A 17,849-nucleotide genomic window follows, 5' to 3' on the forward strand; every position below is an offset into this window, starting at 1 on the left:
TCTACGGCACGGCCAGGGATCGGGCCAAATCGACCCAGTCCCGCAACAGCGTGCGGGCGGCACCGGAGTCCACGGCCGGGGCGACCGCCGCCAGGGCGTCGGCGAACGCCGCGTCCAGACCGTGCGCCCACCCCCGGCGGGCGGCCAGGGCGCCGGCGGCGTTGGCCAGGACCACGTCCCGGACCGGTCCCCGCTCCCCCTCCAGGACCCGCCGCACCACACCGGCGTTGAAGACGGCGTCCCCTCCCCGCAGGGCATCGGGGCCGCAGCGGGCCAGTCCGTGCCCGGCCGTGTCCAGCCGCATCCGCTCCACCCGACCGTCGGCGACCGCCCACACCCGTGTGGTCGCCGCGGTGGTGATCTCGTCCACCCCGTCGTCACCGCGCACCACCAGGGCGGTGGCGCCCCGGTCGGCCAGGACCCGGGCCAGCACGGGGGCCAGGCGGGTGTCGGAGCAGCCCACCAGGGAGGTGGAGGGGAAGGCCGGGTTGGTGAGCGGGGCCAGGTGGTTGACGGCCGTGGGCACCCCCAGCCTTCTGCGCACCGGGGCCGCGTGGTGCAGGCCCCGGTGGAAGACGGGGGCGAAGGTGAACCCGATGCCGACCTCGTCGACGCACCGGGCGACCTGGTCGGGGCCCAGGTCCAGCGGGATGCCCAGCGCTTCGAGCACGTCCGCGGAACCCGCCCGGGAGGAGACCGAACGGCCGCCGTGCTTGACCACGCGGACACCGGTCGCGGCGAGCACGATCGCGGCCATGGTGGACACGTTCACGGTGTGGGCCCCGTCGCCGCCGGTGCCGACGATGTCGACGACCGCGGTGCCGTCCACCGGCAGGGGCACGACACGTTCCATGAGGGCGTCGAGCAGGCCCGCCATCTCGGCGGCAGACTCGCCCTTCGCCCGGAGCGCGACCAGGAACCCGGCCAGCTCGACGGGGTCGGCCGCCTCGTCCATGACCCGGCCCATCGCCCACCGGGTGTCGGCCGCGCCCAGGTCCTGTCCGCGCAGCAGCGCGGACAACAGCTCCGGCCAGGATCGGCTCACGGAATGCTCCTCGGGGCGTGCCGTTCTTCCCCGAGCGCGGTCACCGTCCAGGACCCGGCCCACCGGCGGTTCGGGGAAGCCGTCGGGAGCACCGCGTGCGCGTGCCCCGCCGCCGGGAGGCGGCGGCCCGTGACGCCCACGGGCGGAACCTCCCCTGGCCGGGTCCGCGGTGGACGCCACCGTCCCCGGGCGCACGAGCCGCTGCGGGCACGCACCCGGCTCACGCCACGGGGCTGACGCCGAGGTCGAGCACCCAGCGCTCGGCCGCCACGCGGGCCAGGTGTGCGACCTGGGGAAGGACCGAAGGCCCCCAGTCGAGCAGCTCCAACGCCTTGTCCAGAGGGAGCAGGTGGCGTTCGTGGATCCGGTTCTTGGCGGGGTCGGGATCGGGCGCGCGCTCGGCCAGGCGGTGCAGGCGGGCGGCCATTCTCACCTGCGCGAAGGGCGCACCGGGCCCGTGCACGCTCTGGTAGCCGAGATAGACCGGGTCGGCCAGGGTGACCTGGACCTCTTCCCACACCTCCCGGCGCAGCGTCGCGGCCAGGTCGCCGCCGTCGCGGGGTTCGGGCTTTCCCCCTGGCAGGTTCCATCTGCCGAGGTCGCGCAGGAGCACCACACGGGCGCGGGCGTCGAGCACCCATCCGTAGACCTGTCGAACGGGCAGGTCAGCAGGCGGTCGCTCGTCGGAGTGCCAGGTCAGGGACACCTCGTCCGGGCTGTTCATGGGAGAACTTTAGAGGGCTTCGGCCCGCCGGTCCGGTCGTTTCCGCATATTGCCCATGACTCCGACGGCGGGGTGGGGCCGGGAGCGTCCCGGGGGCTCCGTCAGTCGATCCGACCCGACGGACCCGCAGCACGTGCGACGCGGGGCCCGACGAGACGTTCGGCCAGCGGCAGGGGGTACCAGTCCGCACCGGTGACCTCGGACTCCTGGACGCGCCCGATCTCGGCGCGGGCGGTCGTGAACGCGTAGCCGAAGTCGAGGTGGCAGTGGTCCGGCTCGTCCTTGTCCGGCCGTGCCGGAACCCGGCCGAACTCGACGTAGGCCGGGACCCGCGAGGAGAGGGACACCGCGTCGGCGTCGACACCGGTCTCCTCCACCAGTTCACGCACGGCCGCGCCGGCCAGGGCGGTGTCCCCGGGTTCGAGGTGTCCTCCGGGTTGCAGCAGCAGCCCGTACGCCCGGTGCCGGACGAGCAGGATCCCGGCCTCCCGGTGGACCAGGAGCGCGCCCACGGTCACATGCAGGGGAAAGGTGCGGCGCGAGGCGAAATCCCTGCCCCGGCGCAGCAACCGCACCGGTTCGGCGAGCGCCCCGGCCTCGTCGGGGCGCTGCCCGAGGTAGGCGGTCAGCGTGGTCGAGATGAGTTCGTCGGTGATCGTCACCGGTCGGCTCCAGAGAGGACGCGCGGCTCGAAGGGTGTCCGCAGTCTACGAGTCGCACCTGGTCGGTACACACGTTTCGCGGGGAAGGGCCGGTGCTTCCACGTCCTCGGCCTCCGGGGGACCGCGCGGGTGTCCGGGCCGCTGCCCGTCTCCGGGCGGGAGGGGGTCGGCTCCCACGCGGCACACACACCGCGGACCGGCCGGCCAGGACGGTACGCGAAGGAGGGTTGACGCTGCAGGGGCGCCATCTTACGATGACCGAACAATTACGAAGCGTGTTCGTAACAACGAACCACATCCACCGACGCCCCCACCGAACCGCCGCCCTCTGCCCGGTGAACCACGGGACCGGGACGGCCGAGTCGGATCGGGATGTGCGGTGTCCGGCGATCCCCCAGCCCCCCACTGACGGACCCCCATGCACGACGCTTTCGCCGCCCGCATTGTTAGCGCTCACATTGTGAACGCTCACATCCTCGGCTCCCCCGGGCTCCACCCCTGCGCCCGGGCAACCGCCCCCCACCGCGACCTGCGGCGGGCACGGCTCCGCCGCGGCGCGGGCGGGCGACCGCGTCGGTCCCCTCCACCCATGTCGGCCAGGACAGGCACCGACACCGAGGAGTCTCCCCCATGAAGGAAAACCCGCTCACCCCTTCCCCCTTCCTCTCCCGCCGCAGAATGCTGGGCGCCGCCCTGGCCACGGGAGCGCTGGCAGCGGTCCCGGGCATCGCCGACGCGGCCCTCCCCCGACACGCCGCGGCCGCCGACTACCCCGGCCCCGGCCTCGTGACCGGCGACGTCAGGGTGCACGACCCGTCCTTCGTCAAGCGGCCCGGCGGCGGCTACCTGGTCGCCCACACCGCCCACGGCGTGGGCCTGAAGACCTCGACCGACCGGACCGCCTTCAGCAACGCCGGCGTGGTCTTCCCCTCGGGCGCACCGTGGACCACCCCCTACACGGGCGGCGACCGCAACCTGTGGGCCCCGCACCTGTCCTACGCCGACGGGCGCTACCACCTCTACTACTCCGCCTCGACCTTCGGCTCCAACCGGTCGGCGATCTTCCTGGCGACCAGCACCAGCGGAAACTCCGGAACCTGGAACAACGAGGGCCTGGTCGTGGAGTCGTTCACCTCCGACGACTTCAACGCCATCGACCCCCACCTGCAGGTGGACGCCCAGGGGCGCTGGTGGTTGGCGTTCGGCTCGTTCTGGTCGGGGCTCAAGATGGTGCGCATCGACCCGGCGACCGGCAAGCGCCACGACGGCACCCTGTACTCGATCGCCGGACGCGGCGGGGACGCCATCGAGGCCCCGACCATCTTCTACCGCGGCGGCCGGTACTACCTGTTCGTCTCCTTCGACACGTGCTGCCAGGGGGCAGCGAGCACCTACCGGATCATGGTCGGCCGTTCCAGCAGCATCACCGGCCCCTACGTCGACCGCAACGGCACCGCCATGCTCGCGGGCGGGGGCACGGAGGTCCTGTCCGGCCACGGCAGCATCCACGGCCCCGGCCACCAGGACGTCTTCGCCGACACCGACAGCGACATCCTGGCCTACCACTACTACGACGACAACGGCACGGCGCTGCTGGGCCTGAACTGGCTCGGCTGGGACTCCTCCGGATGGCCCTACGTGCACTGATCCGGTCCTCGCGGGGCCGGCCCCCACGGGCCCCGCACCGGGCGGACCCGGCGCACGCGCGCCGGGTCCGCGCGCGCGTGGGGAAGCCGGTGGGACGGGCCCGGTTCGCGGGTTGGCGGCAGCGCCGGGGCAGCCGGGCTGGGGCGTGATGCCGCGGCGGCCCGGGTGGAGGGAACGTCAAGGAACCGTGGATCCTGCGTCAATGACAGCGGGCGGCGCAAGCGCGATCGTTGAAGAGAGCCGGACGCCGGGCCCGCAGGGCGCCTGACACACGGACGTCCGCTCGGCGAGCCCCTGGGGGTTCGGGGCGTGGGAGCAGGTCCCCCGCCCCGGCGGCCCGGGCGCCGACCGGTCCCCCGGGCCGGCGGCCCCGGCCCCTCTCAGGAGCACGTCCCTCCGCACCCGGGCCACGGGTGAAGGCGTTCCCGCCCCACAGGGCGGCTGAGAAACAGGGGAATCGACATGCAGCGCACATTCGGTCTGGCGGCGACGCTCGCGGCACTCGGCTTCGCCGGGGCACTGGGCATGGGGGCGCCCGCGACGGCCGCCCAGACCAGCGACGTGGGAACCCAGGCGCTCCGCTCCCTCCGTGTCTACGAGCACGACGACTTCGGGGGCCGCTCGGCCCACCTGACCGCGAACGACAGCAACTTCAACAACAACAGGTGGAACACGAACACCACCGCGACCATCGACGACAACATCAGCTCCATCAAGAACCAGGGCGACATGTGGGCCTACCTGTACCCCTCCCCGAACCACGGCGGTACTCCCTACAGGGCCCAGCCCACCTCACAGGACAAGGACCTGAGCAGCAACTCGAACAACCCGTCCAACTTCGATAACAAGGCGAGTTCCGTCAAGTTCCTGAGCTAGGAGAACGACGCACCGGGTGCGGTGCCGGTTCCGGCGCCGCACCCCTTCCGTTCGAGAAGGGAAGAAGCAACCGTGCGGACTTCCTTGGTCCTGTGGGCGGGAGCGCTCCTCGCCGTCGTGGGGTGCTCCACCGCCCCCGCGGAACAGACCGCCCCGCGAGTGGGAGAACAGGTCGCCGACTTGTGGGTTCCCCTGGACGAGTACAGCCTCTCCAGACCCGACCTGCTCACGGTCCAGTACGCGGAGGACCTCCTGGCCGGTGGCTGCATGCGCGACGCCGGCCTGCCGTGGGAGCCCCTGCCGCCCCCTCCCGAAGAGGACAGCGACCCGCTCAACCGCAAGCGCTACGGGCTGGTCGAGCCCGAGCTCGCCGAACGCCACGGCTACCATCCGCCGCCTCCCGCCGAGGACCAGCGCACGCGGGACCGGGTGTGGCAGGCCAGGGAGGCCCTGCCCCGCGACCACTGGACCACCGCGTACGGAGAGGACGGGGAGGGAGGATGTCTGGCCGAGGCTCGCGAGACGCTCCGCCGGGACGTCCCGGCGGTGGACACCACCCTGCTGAACGGCTACATCGGCCAGACCTACGAAGCCTCCCGGGAACACCCCGAGGTGGTGCGGGCCCTCGACGGGTGGAGCACGTGCATGCGAGCGGAGGGGTTCGACTACGCGGATCCGCTCGACGCCAACGGCGACCCCGCCTGGGCAGAGACCGAGGAGCCCTCGGACCTCGAGATCACCGCGGCCCGCACGGACGTGCGCTGCAAGGAGGAGACCGGTCTCGTGGAGGTGTGGTCCGCGGTGGAGGAGGGGATCCAGCGAGAGGTCATCGACTCCCACCCCGAGGACTTCGCCGGGTTCGCACAGGCGAAGGAGGCCGAGCTCGACGCCGCCCGCAGCGTGATCGCCCGGCACGGGCCCGCCCCCGCACAGTCGGACACGGAACCGCGGCGCCCCTCGGACGTCGTTCTCGGCCCGTAGCCCCTGACGCCGCACCGGCAATGCCGGAACACGCGTCCCCGGAACAGCGGGAGCCCTTTTCAAGGAACACCGTGCACTTCCCTTCCCGAAGGTTGCCCGAGGGGCGGCAACGGCCCGGTGTGAAAAGTGATTTCCCCTCACGGCGTTCGGTAGAAGAAATCCTTGACGGCCGCTCGCCGAGCCGACGTACCATTCCTCGAAAGCAGAATCCGTGAGACCCAGGACATCTCTCTGTGATCGAGAAAGTGTTCCACACACGGGACCTTCCCCCCGCTGACCGGTTCGGCTACTGGCAGGACTGCATCGGCATGACCCACGCCCCCGTCCGCCTCACCAGCGACCGCACCGACGACTTCCTCGCCTACCAGCACATGATGGAGCTGTCCGACGTCATGGTGTGGCCGACGGCCTTCCAGCCGGTGACCTTCGAGAGGATCCCGCGGCTCATCCGGGCCTCGGACCCCGAGCGCTACCACCTCAGCCTCGTGACCACAGGTCGGCTCGAGGTGGAGTCCGAGGGCCGCTCCAGCGACGTCCGCGAGCACGAGATCAACGTGGTCGACACCTCGGTCCCCTTCCGGATCCGAGCCGCGGCAGGGCTTCCCCGACAGGTGGGCATCGGCCTCGAGATCCCCAAGAGGAGACTGGCGATCCCCGGGCGCAGCGTGGAGCCCCTGGTGGGCGCCAAGCTCTCCGCCGCCGACGGCTACGGCGCCCTCCTGCGCCGGTTCCTCTCCCAGCTGGCACAGGACAGCGCCTCCTACCGGCCCTCGGACGGCAACCACCTCTCCACCGTCGTGTGCGACCTCGTCTCGGGCCTGTTCGCCCACGCGTTGGAGGCGGAGGATCGGCTCCCTCCCGAGAGCCGGGCGAGAACCCTGCGCATGAGCGCCAGGAACTTCATCAGGAGCAGGCTGGGAGAACCGTCCCTGACACCCCGCACCGTGGCCCGTGCCCACCACATCTCCACCAGCTACCTGCACCGGCTCTTCAGCGACGAGGGCGCCAGCGTCGGCGCGTGGATCCGCGGACAGCGCCTGGCGAACGCCCGTGCCGACCTGGAGAACCCGGACCTGGACCCGGTGCCGATCCACCGCATCGCCGAGAAGTGGGGGTTCTCCAGCGCGTCCGTCTTCAGCCGGGCCTACCGTGAGAGCTACGGAGTCTCTCCCCGTGACACCCGTGGCGAACGCCGGACGGCACGGCCACCGGCCCGCTGAACCCTTCCGGGGCCCTCCCGCTGTTCCCGGACCGGGTGGTCCACCACGTGCAGCCGCACGGCCGGGACCGTGCCCGACCGCTGCGTCCCCGCCGGGCCGTGGGGCGGAGGCACCGTGCCGGGACGCCCGCCCTCCGTCGCGTGCCCGCCGTGCCGACCGGACCGCGCCTGCGACCGGTAGTCCCGCGGGGGGATCCCGTAGGCGGCTCGGAAGGTCCGGCTGAACGCGGCGGCGTGGTCGAATCCCCAGCGCGCCGCGATGCTGTGGATCGGGACCGCCGCCAGGGCGGGGTCGGCCAGGTCCCGGCAGGCGCGTTCCAGGCGCTGCTCCCGGATCCAGGCGGCGACGGTGGTGTCGCCCTCCTGGAAGAGGCGGTGCAGGTAGCTGGTGGAGATGTGGTGCGCGGCGGCGATCGCCGCCGGTGTCAGCCGCGGGTCGTGGAGGTGCTCCAGGACGAAGGCCCGGATGCGCAGCAGCAGGCTCCGGCCGCGGCTCTCCGGGACCAGGGTGTCCTCCGCCTCCAGGGTGTGCGCGAACAGGGCCGACACGAGGTCGCCCAGGATCAGCGCCAGTCGGGGATCGTCGCCCGGGGAGTAGGTTCCGGGGTTCTCGGTCAGCTGGTGGACGAAGCCGGTGAGCAGGGCTCCGAACCCCTCCCGTCCCGAGAGCCGGAGACCGGTGATCCGGTCGGCCCTGCTCCGGGGCAGGGTCAGCAGGTGCTTGGGGATGTCGACGCCCGCGCTCACGACGAGTCCCTTGTCGCCCGGCGCCTGGATGTCGTACGGCGTGGAGGAGTCGTTCACGTGGATCTCATCGGGGCCGTACGCGGCCCTGCGCCGGTCCCAGTCCCGTTCCATCGTGCCGCTCCGCACCAGGCAGATGTTGTACGCCTCGGGGTCGGAGAGCCGGATCAACCGTGCCGTCCTGCGCGCGGTCAGGGCCCGGAACCCCATCTTCCACACGCGTGCGCCCTCCAGGTGCAGGTCCCGCTGGTGGACCCGGAAGTCAGCGATCCGGTCGCTCGTGGCATCCATGGGCGTCGGGGCCGTGGCCATGATCCGGCGCCACACCTCGAAGCGGTCCGCGGCGGGCAGTTCGTCGGTGTTGAACTCCGACTCGATCACCGTGTCCGTCCTTCGCTCGGCTCCGCCACCGGCCCCGTCAGCCGGTGGCTCCACGTACCACCAGGGTCACCGACGGTGCTTTCAGCGGGCCTTCACCGCACGTCGCCCCGGGGCCGCCCTTCGGACGCGAACGCCCGGGACGGTCGGCGGACCGGTCGACGCGGAGGCTGCTCAGGGCGCGGGCCGTCCGGCAGCGGAGGATTCCGCGGCTCCGTGGCCGACCGTCCCGGCACCGGGGAACCTGGAATGCCCGGAATGACCGGGTCCGGTCATCGCCGGGGACCCACGGCGCCCGGCGGGCTACTGTCCTTCGAGGACACGCGCGAGGAGGTATCACTCGGGCCGCCACTTCGAGCCGGACGGCGAGGGCGGGCGGCCCCGTCCCGAAGCGGCGGCAGGCCTCCGGAAGCCCGGCCCCACGGCCACAGGCCCGTGTCCGCCCGTCCGTACCCCGCCGTTCCGACAGCGAAGGTGAACCGTGACCTCCTCCCCTCCCCCTCCCGGCCCCTACCGGGGGCTCCTCCTGGACTTCGTCGGCGTGCTCACCGCGAACGTGCGCGCGTCCGTGCAGGGCTGGTGCGTGGCCCAGGGGCTGCATCCCCGTGCGTGGGGGACGACGCTGACCCATCACCCCGAGGGCCGTCGGCTCTACCTGGACCTGGAGGCCGGCCGGCTCTCCCAGAGCGAGTGGAACCGGCGCACCGCGGCGCTGCTGGGCGTCGCCGATCACGAGGACCTCATGGGACGGGCCTGGGCCGGGGTCGGTTCCGACGCCGCCATGATCGCCCTGGCCCGCACCGCCCGCCGCGCGGGGCTGAAGGTCGCCCTGCTGTCCAACAGCTTCGGTCTGGACCCGTACGACCCCTACGAGACGCTCGGGGTGAACGGGCTGTTCGACGTGACGGTGCTGTCGGAGGTCGAGGGGATCGCCAAGCCCGACCCCGAGATCTACCGGCGCACGTTGGAGCGCCTGGGCCTGGACGGCGGCGCGTGCGTGTTCGTGGACGACAACCCCGACAACCTGCCTCCGGCCCGGGAGCTGGGCATCACGACGGTCCACGCCGACGGCGGGCCGGACCTCGCCGCCAGGGTCGCCGCCCTGCTGGACCTCCCCCTCCAGGAAGCGGACGGGGTGGGCCGGGAGGGGGCGACGGAGGTCTCCACGCGGAGCCCGGGAGCGGTCTGAGGCACTGCTCACCGGTTTCACCGACGCGCGCAGGGCCTCGTGACCTCACGGTGCCGGAGCGGGGCGGACGAGGGGAACCGCGACGGCGGGCCCCAGGTCGGCCTCTTACCGACACCCTCGGCCCCGGTTCGGCGACCTCCGGGACCGTTCCGGAGAGGAGGGCGCCTCGCCCTCCGCCGGATCCGTCCCGGAACAGTCGACCGAGGATCAAGAAAGCGGCGACTCGGGGCCAACGACAGTTCCGGGGAGGCTTGCCATGCTCGAAGGGACCTGTTGGCCTCTCCTGGGAGACACACATGATCCGCCGACTGATCGCCACCGCAGCCCTCGCCGCAGCCACCGCCCTCGTGCTCGGAGCCCCCGCGCACGCCGACGACCACCACGCCAGCGGTGTCGTGGCGGGCGACCACTTCGCCAGCTGACCCGGCCCTCCGCCAGCAGTGACACCCCTCGCACGCGTGCCACGCCGCACAGGCGTCACGCGTGCGAGGGGCCCGGTCCTCCCGAAGCCGCTCAGGAGGCGGACGGAGCCTGCGGTGCCGCGTCCAGCCGGTCCCGCAGCCGCCGCTGGAGCGCCTCGAGCCGGCTGTCGTCCGCCCGGACGGCGGCGTGGAGTTCGAGGGTCTCGCCCTCGTATCGGGGAATGACGTGGAAGTGCAGATGGAACACGGTCTGCCCGGCGGCGGCCTCGTTGAACTGGATGATCTGGATGCCGTCGGGTTCGAGCTCGTCGGCGATCGCCCGCGCGACCCGCTGCACCTTCTGGATGAGCGTGGCGAGTTGTGCAGGCGTGGCGTCCAGGAGGGTCCGGGGCTGCCCGGTCTTCGGAATCACGAGGGCGTGACCGTAGGACTGGGGGAACACGTCGAGGAACGCGAGGACCTCGTCGTCCTCATGGATCGTGAAGGCGGGCGCCTCGCCGCGGATGATCTTCGCGAAGACGTTCTGGGGATCGTACGGGTCGGTCATCGTGCGTCAGGCTCTCCGTCGCGTCCTTCTGAGGCAGCCTCGATCGGCTCTGGTCCGGTCGCCACGATAGCGGTGGGGCGAACGGACACCGGGGTCACGGCCCCGCGTTCCCGGCCGGGCCGGGTCAGTCGCCGTGCCGGGTGCTGTAGTCGCGGCGGTACTCCGAGGGTGTCATCCCGAAGGAGGTCCGGAAGTGCTTCCGGAACGTGGCCGCGTTGTGCAGTCCGCACCGGGCGGCGGCCTGTTCGATCGGCAGGTCGGTGGTCTCCAGAAGCCGGCGGGCCTCGTTGAGGCGTTGTTCCCGGAGCCAGGCGGCCGGGGTCGTGCCGTTGGTGGCGGTGAAGGCGCGGATGAAGGTGCGCCTGCTCATACGTGCGACGCCGGCGAGGGTGTCGACGTCGATCGGTTCGGCGAGGTGTTCGAGCGCCCATTCGAGGACCCGGGAGATCGGTTCGGCAGTGGTCCGCGAAGGGCGGGGGCCGTCGATGTACTGCGCCTGGCCACCGCCGCGGTGGGGGGCCACGACGAGTTCCTTGGCGACCTGGCCTGCGGTGTGCGATCCGAGTCGGGTGCGGACCAGGTGGAGGCAGGCGTCCAGGCCAGCGGCGGTGCCGGCGGAGGTGAGGACGTCACCGTGGTCGATGTACAGCACGCTCTTGTCCAGGGCGACACCCGGGTGCCGCGTGCGAAAGGTCTCGAACGCCTTCCAGTGCGTGACCGCAGCCCGCCCGTCCAGCAAACCGGCGTCCGCCACGGCGATGGCCCCCAGGCAGAGGCCGACCACGGTCGCCCCCCGCTCGTGCGCGCGGCGGAGCGCGCCGATCAGGGCCGGGCTCGGCCTTCGGAAGTCCGTGTGCCAGGAGGGGATCACCACCGCGTCGGCGTCCTCGAGGGCGGTGAGGTCCGCGAGCCCGCCGAGCTGGTACCCCTCCGCCGTGCGTACACGCCCCCTCGCCTCGGAGAACAACACCGACGACCAGTCGGCGAACCCCTGCCGGGCGACTTCGTCGAAGACGAGGGTCGGCGTGGACAGGTGGAACATCGTGACGTCGTCGAACGCATAGACAGCGATCCGCATGATCCTCACACTATGGCACGCATGCATCGAAGGATTGCACTCGTGCCACTGGTGGCCGTTCGCCGTTCTCGCCAGGCTTGTCCCAGCGGCGCTGCACGCGGGCGAGGATGCCCGCGGTGGCCAGGAGCGCCGCCACCCGACCCGAGGAGGAACCCATGGCACAGTCGCGTGCACTGGTGGTTGTCGACGTCCAGCAGGAGTACTTCACCGGCCTGCTGCCGATTCAGTACCCGCCGCGTGACGAGTCCGTGCTGAAGGTCGCGAACGCGATCGACGCCGCCGCCGGAGCCGGGATCCCGGTGGTCGTGGTCCAGCACTCGGCCGGGGACCGGTCCCCCGTGTTCAACCCGACGCTGCCGACCTACGAGCTCCACCCCGCCGTCGAGGAGCGCCGCAGCGACGCGTGGAAGCCCCTGGTCAAGCAGCACGGTTCGGTGTTCGCCGGTACCGACCTGGAGGACTGGCTGCGCGGCCGGGGCATCGACACCGTCACGCTGGTGGGATACATGACGAACAACTGCATCCTCGCCTCCTCCGTGGAGGCGGAGGCCCGCGGGCTCCGGGCGGAGGTGCTCTCCGACGCGACCGGCGCCGTCGACATCGCCAACGCGGCCGGTTCGGTTCGCGCGAAGACCGTGCACGAGACCCTGATGGCGATGCTCAACTCGAACTTCGCCGCCGTGGCGACGACCGACGAGTGGGTCCGGGCCGTGGCCTCCGGAGCCGGGCTGCCCAAGAGCAACCTCGTCGAGTCGGCCGCCGCCGGCCGGGACCGGTGACACCTGCCGGTGGCCCGTCCGTGGCGGGGAGCCTGCCGAAGCGCCCCGGCGGGCGCGGCGGCCCCCACCGGTTCCGTCACCCGGCGGGCGGGTGGACGGAACCGGTGGGACGGGGCGTCACGCGGTCGTCCAGGCCTCCAGCTCCCGACCGCGGGGGTCCTCCACGCGGGACCACTCGGCGTCGATGCGCATGGTGACCCGGTTCCCGTCGTCGTACGGGTCCCATCCGGGGTCGCCGGTCCCGGCGAACCGGACCCAGGCCCCGTGCATGCGCGCGGCGAGACGGGCGGGCGGCTCCTCGGGGCCGAGCAGGGCGGCCGGACCCCGCAGCCGGGAGAGGTGGGCCAGGTCGAAGACGAAGGGCAGCTCCACCCCGTGGGCGGCGCCGAGCTGTCCGTCCAGGGCGCGTGAGCGCCAGGCGAACTCGTAGCCGTAGGTGGCGACCCGCGGCAGGGCGGTGTGGGCGTCGGCCAGGGCCCGGGTGCCCGCACCGAACAGCGCGTCGCCCATGACCGCGGAGCGCAGCTCGCCGAAGGACGCCCGGGGGCGCGACGTGCGGTAGGCCGCGACGAGACGGGCGGGATCCGGGTGAGAGCGCGCCGCGGCGCCGTCGACGTCCTCGGCGGTCGAGGCGGAGTACCGGTCCACGGGGACCAGGTAGAGGTTGCCCTCCTCGGTGTTGGTCCCGATGAGCAGGTCGGCGTCGGCGCCGGGGCCGGCGGCGAGGGAGACGGCGGGCTGGGTGTCGAGGACCAGGCTGAAGGGGCTGAGCCCGATCAGCGGGTCGCGGTGCGTCCCGGCCCGCAGGTCGATGCCCGAGAGCCGGGAGGACGTCTCGACCAGGCGGTCGTCGGAGAGGCCGGCGAAGGCGTCTGCGTGGGGCTCGACCCCCAGGTCCCGTGCCGCCGCCTCGGTGACGCGGGCGGCCTGCTCGGGCGTGAACGCGCCCAGGCCGCTGCCGCTCTGGACGATCGCCCGGCGCAGGAGGCCCACGGCCTCGGGGGAGGCGAGGACGCCGCCGACGACGGTCGCCCCGGCCGACTGGCCGAAGAGGGTGACGTTGCGCGGGTCGCCGCCGAAGGCGGCGATGTTCTCGCGGACCCAGCGCAGCGCGGCGACGACGTCGAGCAGGCCGCGGTTGGCGGGCGCCCCGGGCAGGTCCAGGAACCCGGCGATGCCGAGCCGGTAGTTGAGGGTGACGAGGACGACGCCGTCGCGGGCGAAGGCCGAGCCGTCGTAGAGCGCGGACCGCGTCGAGCCGGCGACGAACCCGCCGCCGTGGACGAACACCATGACGGGCAGGCCGTCGCCGCCTCCGGCGGGCGCCCAGACGTTGACGGTGAGGTAGTCCTCCCCTCGGCTCCAGCCGGTTCCGAAGTAGGGGGACATGTCCAAGCTGCCGAGCCTGCGCTCGGCCTGGGGCGCGTTGGGGCCCGGCGCGGTGGCGTCCCGGACGCCGTCCCAGGGCTCGTGCGGCCGGGGCGGGGCGAAGCGGCCGGCGCCGCGGGGCGGCGCCGCGTAGGGGATGTTCAGGTAGGCGTCGGTGTCGCCCCGGCGCAGGCCGCGGACCGCACCCCGGGCAGTGGTGACGACGGGTCCGGTGTGGTGGTTCATGGTGATGCCTTTCCGCGGGCCTCAGCCCTGCTCGGTGTACGGGGCGAAGGGGGCCCAGCCCTTGACGGCGAACTTGTCCCCCGCGCGCGACACCTCGGCGGCGCCGTGGCCGCCCAGGTGCGCGGGGATGACGAGCGCGTTGTTGTCGGCCGCCCAGCCCAGGACCTTGCGGCGGGTGGCGCGGGCGCCCGCGGGGTCCTCGCAGAAGCAGCTGTTGGAGTCGGGTTCGAGGATCTGCACCGGGCTGTGCAGCATGTCGCCGACGAACACCGCGCGGTCCGTTCCGGAGGTGAGGGTCAGCACGGAGGAGCCGGGGGTGTGCCCGGGAGCCGCGTCCAGGCGCAGGCCGGCGTCGATCCGGTGGCTGTTCTCCCACAGCAGTGTCAGACCGGCCCGGTGGACCGGGGCCACGCTGTCCTCGAAGACGTTCTGGTTGCCCCGGCCGAGGTTCGGCTCGTGCCCGTTCTCGGGGTTCCAGAAGTCGAAGTCGTCCTTGGGCATGAGATAGGTGGCGTTGGGAAACGTGGGTACCCAGTTCCGCCCGTCCAGGTAGGTGTTCCAGCCGACATGGTCGACGTGCAGGTGCGTGTTGATCACGATGTCCACGTCCTCGGGCTCGACGCCGGCGCGCGCGAGATTGGCGAGGAAGTCTGTTTCGAGGCGGCTCCAGACCGGCGAGTACGGGCGCTCCTTGTGGTTGCCCACACCGGTGTCGACGAGGATGGTCCTGCCCTCGCTGCGCAGCAGCCAGGTCTGGATCGCGGAATTCACGGTATTGGTCCCGGAATCCAGGAAATGCGGGTCCAGCCAGGAGGCGCCGTCGTTCCAGGCCTCCTTCGGGGTCTCCGGGAAGAAGGCGTCGGTCGTCATGTCGACGGTTCCGTAGTATTCCCGGACCCGGTCGATGGTGACGTTTCCGAGCGTGATCTGTTCCATGGGGCGTCCTCGTGTTTTCGGCGGGTTCTGGGGAACCGTACGGGCGGCCCGGGCGGGCCCGGTATCCGTCACGTGACTGCACCTGCGCGCAGGGCCCTTCCGGGCTCGGGGCCGGGCGGCTTGTAGCCTGCCGGGGCCGGGGCAGGACGGCACCGGGTCGAAGAGCCATGTTTGCGGGGGGCTTCCGTGGGTGAGCACACAGGCGGCGTCGGCACGGCCGCGGGGCCGGAGCCGGAGGCCGGGGGGCCGTTCGTCGGCCGGGAAGCGGAGTGGGCGCGTCTCCTGCGTGCGGTGGAGCCGGAATCGGCGGACCCGGTGGTGGTGCTGCTGGGGGACGCGGGCACGGGGAAGAGCGCGCTCCTGGACCGCGCGGCGCGCCGGGCCGGGGCCGACGGCGCGCGCGTGCTGCGCGCCGCGGGGAGCGAGTCGGAGTCCGGGCTGGCGTTCTCCTCCCTGCACCAGCTGCTGCGGCCGTTGCACGAGGAGGTGGACGAACTGCCGGACGGGCAGCGCGCCGCCCTGCGGGAGGCCTTCGGCGCGGGGCGCGCCGTCGCTCGCGAGGGAGCGCCCGACCCCCTCCTGCTCGGGATCGCCGTCCTGGGCCTGCTGTCGGCCGTGGGCGAGCGGCAGCCCGTGCTCGTGGCACTGGACGACGCGCAGTGGTTCGACCGCGCCTCCCTGGACGCCCTGGCCTTCGCCGCCAGGCGGCTGGCGGGGGAACCGGTCACCGTGCTGGTCGCGGCCCGCGAGGGCCACCGCCTCCCGGGGTTCGACCGCCACGTGCCCACACTCACCCTGGGCCCGCTCGACGGCGCCGCGGCCGGCCGGCTCCTGGACCTGCAGCCGGCGGCTCCCACCGGACGCACCAGGGCGCGGATCACCGAGCAGGCCGCCGGCAACCCGCTGGCGCTGGTGGAACTGGCAAGGGCGGCCGCCTCCCGCGACACGGCCGCGGGGCTGCCCGACGCGGGCCCGCTCCCGCTCACCGGGCACCTGGAGCGGGTCTTCGCCGCACGCCTGGACGGCCTTCCCGCGGCGACGGGGCGGGCTCTGCTGCTCCTGGCCGCCATGGACAGCGCCGACTCCGACGTCGCCGCCGCGGCCGGGCTGCCCGGCGCCGGGGACGCCGTCTGGCCGCCCGCGGAGGAGGCCGGGCTGGTCCGGCGGACCGGCCCGGTCCCCCGGTTCGGCCACCCGCTCGTGCGGTCCGCCGTGTACCACGCCGCACCCCCGGAGGCACGGCGCGAGGCCCACCTCGCGCTCGCCGGACTGCTGCGGGACGAACCGGACCGGCGCGCCTGGCACCTGGCCGCCGCCTGCACGCGCCCGGACGCGGCCGTGTCCGCGGAGCTGGAGCGCACCGCCGACCGGGCCCGCCGGCGCGGCGGCCACGCGGCGGCGGCCGAGGCCCTCCAGCGCGCCGCGGAGCTGGCGCCGCGGCGCGAGGACGGCGCCCGGCTGCTGGTCGGGGCCGCTTCGGCGGCCGTGTTCACCGGGGACCTCGCCCGGGTCGAGGAACTGGCGGCCGCGGCACGCGCGCGCACGGACGACGCGTCGCTGCTGGCGTCCGTCGCCGTACAGGCCGGACGGCTGGCGGTCCTGACCGGGCGCCACACCGCGGTCTTCTCCCGGCTGGCCGACGCCGCCGGGGGCTTGACGGCCTCCCGGCCCGCCGCCGCCCTGGACCTTCTCGCCGAGGCCGCCGTGGTGCGCTTCTACTCCGGGGAGGACGCCCAGCACGACCGCGTCCACGACCTCCTGGGGCGCCTTCCCGAGGGGGCCTCGGACGCCTTCCTGCGCGCCTGGGTGAGGACCGTGTCGGACCCCTTCGCCGCCAGGGACGAGGTCCTCCCCCTGCTCCCGCGGCTGGCCGCCGAGGCGCGGGACCGGCCGGAGCGGCTCACCGCCGTCGGGATCATGGCATGGCTCCTGGACGAGACCCCGCGGGCCGTCCGCGTCTTCGACGAGGCGTTCGACCGCTGGCAGGTGCGGGGAACGCTGCCGGAGGGGCTGGGCGGCGCCGTCGCCTGGGCCTATGTGGACCGGGGAAGGTGGGACCAGGCCCGGGAGGCCTGCGCCCGCACCACGGCGGTCGGCCGGTTGGCCGTCCTCGACCACGCCGTGGCCTGCGCGGCAGCCGTGGACGCCGTCGTGCTGGCCCACCGGGGTGACGCTGTCGCGGCCCGCGCCCGGGCCGAGGAGGCGCTCGCCCTGGTGGACCCGCTGGAAAGCCGCTCGATCGGCGTCTACGCCCGCCGTGCGCTCGGGGCCGCGGCTGCCGTCGAAGGCGCGTACGGCACTGCCTACGACCACCTCCGCGCGGTCTTCACCGCGGACGGCGGGCCCGTGCACTACCACGCCTCCCACCCGGCCCTCGCCGACCTGGCCGCGGCCGCCGTGCGCAGCGGTCACCGCGAGGAGGCCGCCGCGATCGTCGAGCGTTGCGCACACCTGCTCGCCAAGGGCACCTCACCCCGCCTGCGCGCGCTGGTCGACCGGGCCCGGGGCCTGCTGGCGGACCCCGGGGACGCCGAACCGCACCTGCGGGCCGCCCTGGCGGACCCGGTCCTGGAGCACTGGCCCTTCGAGCGGGCGCAGGCCCTGCTCGACCTCGCCGAACGGCTGCGGCGCCGACGGCGCATCGCGGAGGCCCGGGCGCCGCTCGCCGAGGCCCTGGAGGTCTTCCGCCGTCTGGGCGCACGGCCGTGGATCGAGCGAGCCCGGGCCGAGGCGCGCGCCGCGGGCCTCGACGTCGTGGACTCCGCCCCGGACGCGCTCGCCGAACTCAGCCCGCAACAGCAGCAGATCGTCAGGCTCGCCTCCCGGGGGCTGACCAACCGCGAGATCGGCGAGAAGCTCTTCCTCTCCCCGCGCACGGTGGGCTCGCACCTGTACCGCAGCTTCCCCAAGCTGGGAGTCACCGCCCGGTCCCAGCTGCGCGACCTCGTCGGGGGCGCGCCCGCGGCGGTCGGACACCGGGACCGCCGGAGCCCCGCCACCGGGTAGCG

16 protein-coding genes are annotated in these 17,849 nt (G+C 73.5%); 8 read left to right on the forward strand and 8 right to left on the reverse strand.

The window, feature by feature from the left end:
• Position 1: 1 nt before the first annotated feature.
• From trpD to OUQ99_RS18920, 3 genes are all read right to left on the reverse strand, one after another.
• Complete coding sequence (trpD, locus tag OUQ99_RS18910; RefSeq protein WP_267945106.1) at positions 2-1,045, reverse strand: anthranilate phosphoribosyltransferase; 1,044 nt, start codon at positions 1,043-1,045, stop codon at positions 2-4.
• Positions 1,046-1,265: 220 nt separating this feature from the next.
• Entirely contained in the window at positions 1,266-1,769 is a 504-nt protein-coding gene (locus tag OUQ99_RS18915) for an NUDIX hydrolase (RefSeq protein WP_267945107.1), read from the reverse strand.
• A 101-nt stretch (positions 1,770-1,870) separates the two neighbouring features.
• Positions 1,871-2,431, reverse strand: coding sequence for an NUDIX hydrolase (locus tag OUQ99_RS18920; protein WP_267945108.1), 561 nt, complete (start codon positions 2,429-2,431; stop codon positions 1,871-1,873).
• Between the two features lie 630 nt (positions 2,432-3,061).
• Between OUQ99_RS18920 and OUQ99_RS18925 the strand changes: the two genes are divergently transcribed.
• The 4 genes from OUQ99_RS18925 (at position 3,062) to OUQ99_RS18940 (ending at position 7,155) form a co-directional block, all read left to right on the forward strand.
• Complete coding sequence (locus tag OUQ99_RS18925) at positions 3,062-4,078, forward strand: arabinan endo-1,5-alpha-L-arabinosidase (protein ID WP_267945109.1); 1,017 nt, start codon at positions 3,062-3,064, stop codon at positions 4,076-4,078.
• Positions 4,079-4,540: 462 nt separating this feature from the next.
• Positions 4,541-4,954, forward strand: coding sequence for a peptidase inhibitor family I36 protein (locus OUQ99_RS18930; protein ID WP_267945110.1), 414 nt, complete (start codon positions 4,541-4,543; stop codon positions 4,952-4,954).
• A gap of 72 nt (positions 4,955-5,026) precedes the next feature.
• Positions 5,027-5,935, forward strand: coding sequence for a hypothetical protein (locus tag OUQ99_RS18935; RefSeq protein ID WP_267945111.1), 909 nt, complete (start codon positions 5,027-5,029; stop codon positions 5,933-5,935).
• 233 nt (positions 5,936-6,168) lie between these two features.
• Positions 6,169-7,155: a helix-turn-helix domain-containing protein gene (locus OUQ99_RS18940; protein ID WP_267945112.1), complete on the forward strand. Its 987-nt coding sequence runs from the start codon at positions 6,169-6,171 to the stop codon at positions 7,153-7,155.
• Here OUQ99_RS18940 and OUQ99_RS18945 read toward each other — a convergent pair.
• A complete protein-coding gene (locus tag OUQ99_RS18945; RefSeq protein WP_267945113.1) occupies positions 7,092-8,279 on the reverse strand; it encodes a helix-turn-helix domain-containing protein in 1,188 nt (395 codons plus the stop codon). The genes OUQ99_RS18940 and OUQ99_RS18945 overlap by 64 nt on opposite strands.
• A gap of 478 nt (positions 8,280-8,757) precedes the next feature.
• Here OUQ99_RS18945 and OUQ99_RS18950 point away from each other — a divergent pair, with 478 nt between their 5' ends.
• Both OUQ99_RS18950 and OUQ99_RS18955 read left to right on the forward strand, forming a co-directional pair.
• On the forward strand, positions 8,758-9,465 hold the full coding sequence (locus tag OUQ99_RS18950) for an HAD family hydrolase (protein ID WP_267945114.1): 708 nt from the start codon (positions 8,758-8,760) through the stop codon (positions 9,463-9,465).
• Positions 9,466-9,761: 296 nt separating this feature from the next.
• Positions 9,762-9,887 (forward strand): hypothetical protein, encoded by a 126-nt coding sequence (locus tag OUQ99_RS18955; RefSeq protein ID WP_267945115.1) that lies wholly within the window; start codon positions 9,762-9,764, stop codon positions 9,885-9,887.
• Positions 9,888-9,978: 91 nt separating this feature from the next.
• Here the strand turns inward: OUQ99_RS18955 and OUQ99_RS18960 are convergent, their stop codons facing one another.
• The gene (locus OUQ99_RS18960) at positions 9,979-10,434 is read right to left on the reverse strand and encodes an HIT family protein (RefSeq protein WP_267945116.1); all 456 of its coding nucleotides are present in this window, start codon (positions 10,432-10,434) and stop codon (positions 9,979-9,981) included.
• A 124-nt stretch (positions 10,435-10,558) separates the two neighbouring features.
• Positions 10,559-11,512, reverse strand: a complete 954-nt coding sequence (locus tag OUQ99_RS18965; protein ID WP_267945117.1) for a GlxA family transcriptional regulator — start codon at positions 11,510-11,512, stop codon at positions 10,559-10,561.
• 155 nt (positions 11,513-11,667) lie between these two features.
• On the opposite strand from OUQ99_RS18965, the gene OUQ99_RS18970 reads away from it, so the two are divergent.
• The gene (locus OUQ99_RS18970; RefSeq protein WP_267945118.1) at positions 11,668-12,291 is read left to right on the forward strand and encodes an isochorismatase family protein; all 624 of its coding nucleotides are present in this window, start codon (positions 11,668-11,670) and stop codon (positions 12,289-12,291) included.
• Between the two features lie 117 nt (positions 12,292-12,408).
• Here the strand turns inward: OUQ99_RS18970 and OUQ99_RS18975 are convergent, their stop codons facing one another.
• Both OUQ99_RS18975 and OUQ99_RS18980 read right to left on the reverse strand, forming a co-directional pair.
• Complete coding sequence (locus tag OUQ99_RS18975; RefSeq protein ID WP_267945119.1) at positions 12,409-13,905, reverse strand: carboxylesterase/lipase family protein; 1,497 nt, start codon at positions 13,903-13,905, stop codon at positions 12,409-12,411.
• A 21-nt stretch (positions 13,906-13,926) separates the two neighbouring features.
• Positions 13,927-14,841 (reverse strand): MBL fold metallo-hydrolase, encoded by a 915-nt coding sequence (locus tag OUQ99_RS18980; protein WP_267945120.1) that lies wholly within the window; start codon positions 14,839-14,841, stop codon positions 13,927-13,929.
• A gap of 186 nt (positions 14,842-15,027) precedes the next feature.
• Between OUQ99_RS18980 and OUQ99_RS18985 the strand changes: the two genes are divergently transcribed.
• The gene (locus OUQ99_RS18985; RefSeq protein WP_267945121.1) at positions 15,028-17,847 is read left to right on the forward strand and encodes a helix-turn-helix transcriptional regulator; all 2,820 of its coding nucleotides are present in this window, start codon (positions 15,028-15,030) and stop codon (positions 17,845-17,847) included.
• Positions 17,848-17,849 lie beyond the last annotated feature (2 nt).

Source organism: Streptomonospora nanhaiensis, from assembly GCF_026642255.1.
In the GTDB taxonomy this organism is placed as follows: Bacteria; Actinomycetota; Actinomycetes; order Streptosporangiales; family Streptosporangiaceae; genus Nocardiopsis; species Nocardiopsis tropica.

What these genes read in the sequence shown, in the direction of transcription:
- OUQ99_RS18975 (WP_267945119.1), bottom strand. Translation starts at nt 13,905, where the DNA reads ATGAACCACCACACCGGACCCGTCGTCACCACTGCCCGGGGTGCGGTC.
- OUQ99_RS18955 (WP_267945115.1), top strand. Translation starts at nt 9,762, where the DNA reads ATGATCCGCCGACTGATCGCCACCGCAGCCCTCGCCGCAGCCACCGCC.
- OUQ99_RS18970 (WP_267945118.1), top strand. Translation starts at nt 11,668, where the DNA reads ATGGCACAGTCGCGTGCACTGGTGGTTGTCGACGTCCAGCAGGAGTAC.
- OUQ99_RS18960 (WP_267945116.1), bottom strand. Translation starts at nt 10,434, where the DNA reads ATGACCGACCCGTACGATCCCCAGAACGTCTTCGCGAAGATCATCCGC.
- OUQ99_RS18915 (WP_267945107.1), bottom strand. Translation starts at nt 1,769, where the DNA reads ATGAACAGCCCGGACGAGGTGTCCCTGACCTGGCACTCCGACGAGCGA.
- OUQ99_RS18980 (WP_267945120.1), bottom strand. Translation starts at nt 14,841, where the DNA reads ATGGAACAGATCACGCTCGGAAACGTCACCATCGACCGGGTCCGGGAA.
- OUQ99_RS18965 (WP_267945117.1), bottom strand. Translation starts at nt 11,512, where the DNA reads ATGCGGATCGCTGTCTATGCGTTCGACGACGTCACGATGTTCCACCTG.
- OUQ99_RS18925 (WP_267945109.1), top strand. Translation starts at nt 3,062, where the DNA reads ATGAAGGAAAACCCGCTCACCCCTTCCCCCTTCCTCTCCCGCCGCAGA.
- OUQ99_RS18930 (WP_267945110.1), top strand. Translation starts at nt 4,541, where the DNA reads ATGCAGCGCACATTCGGTCTGGCGGCGACGCTCGCGGCACTCGGCTTC.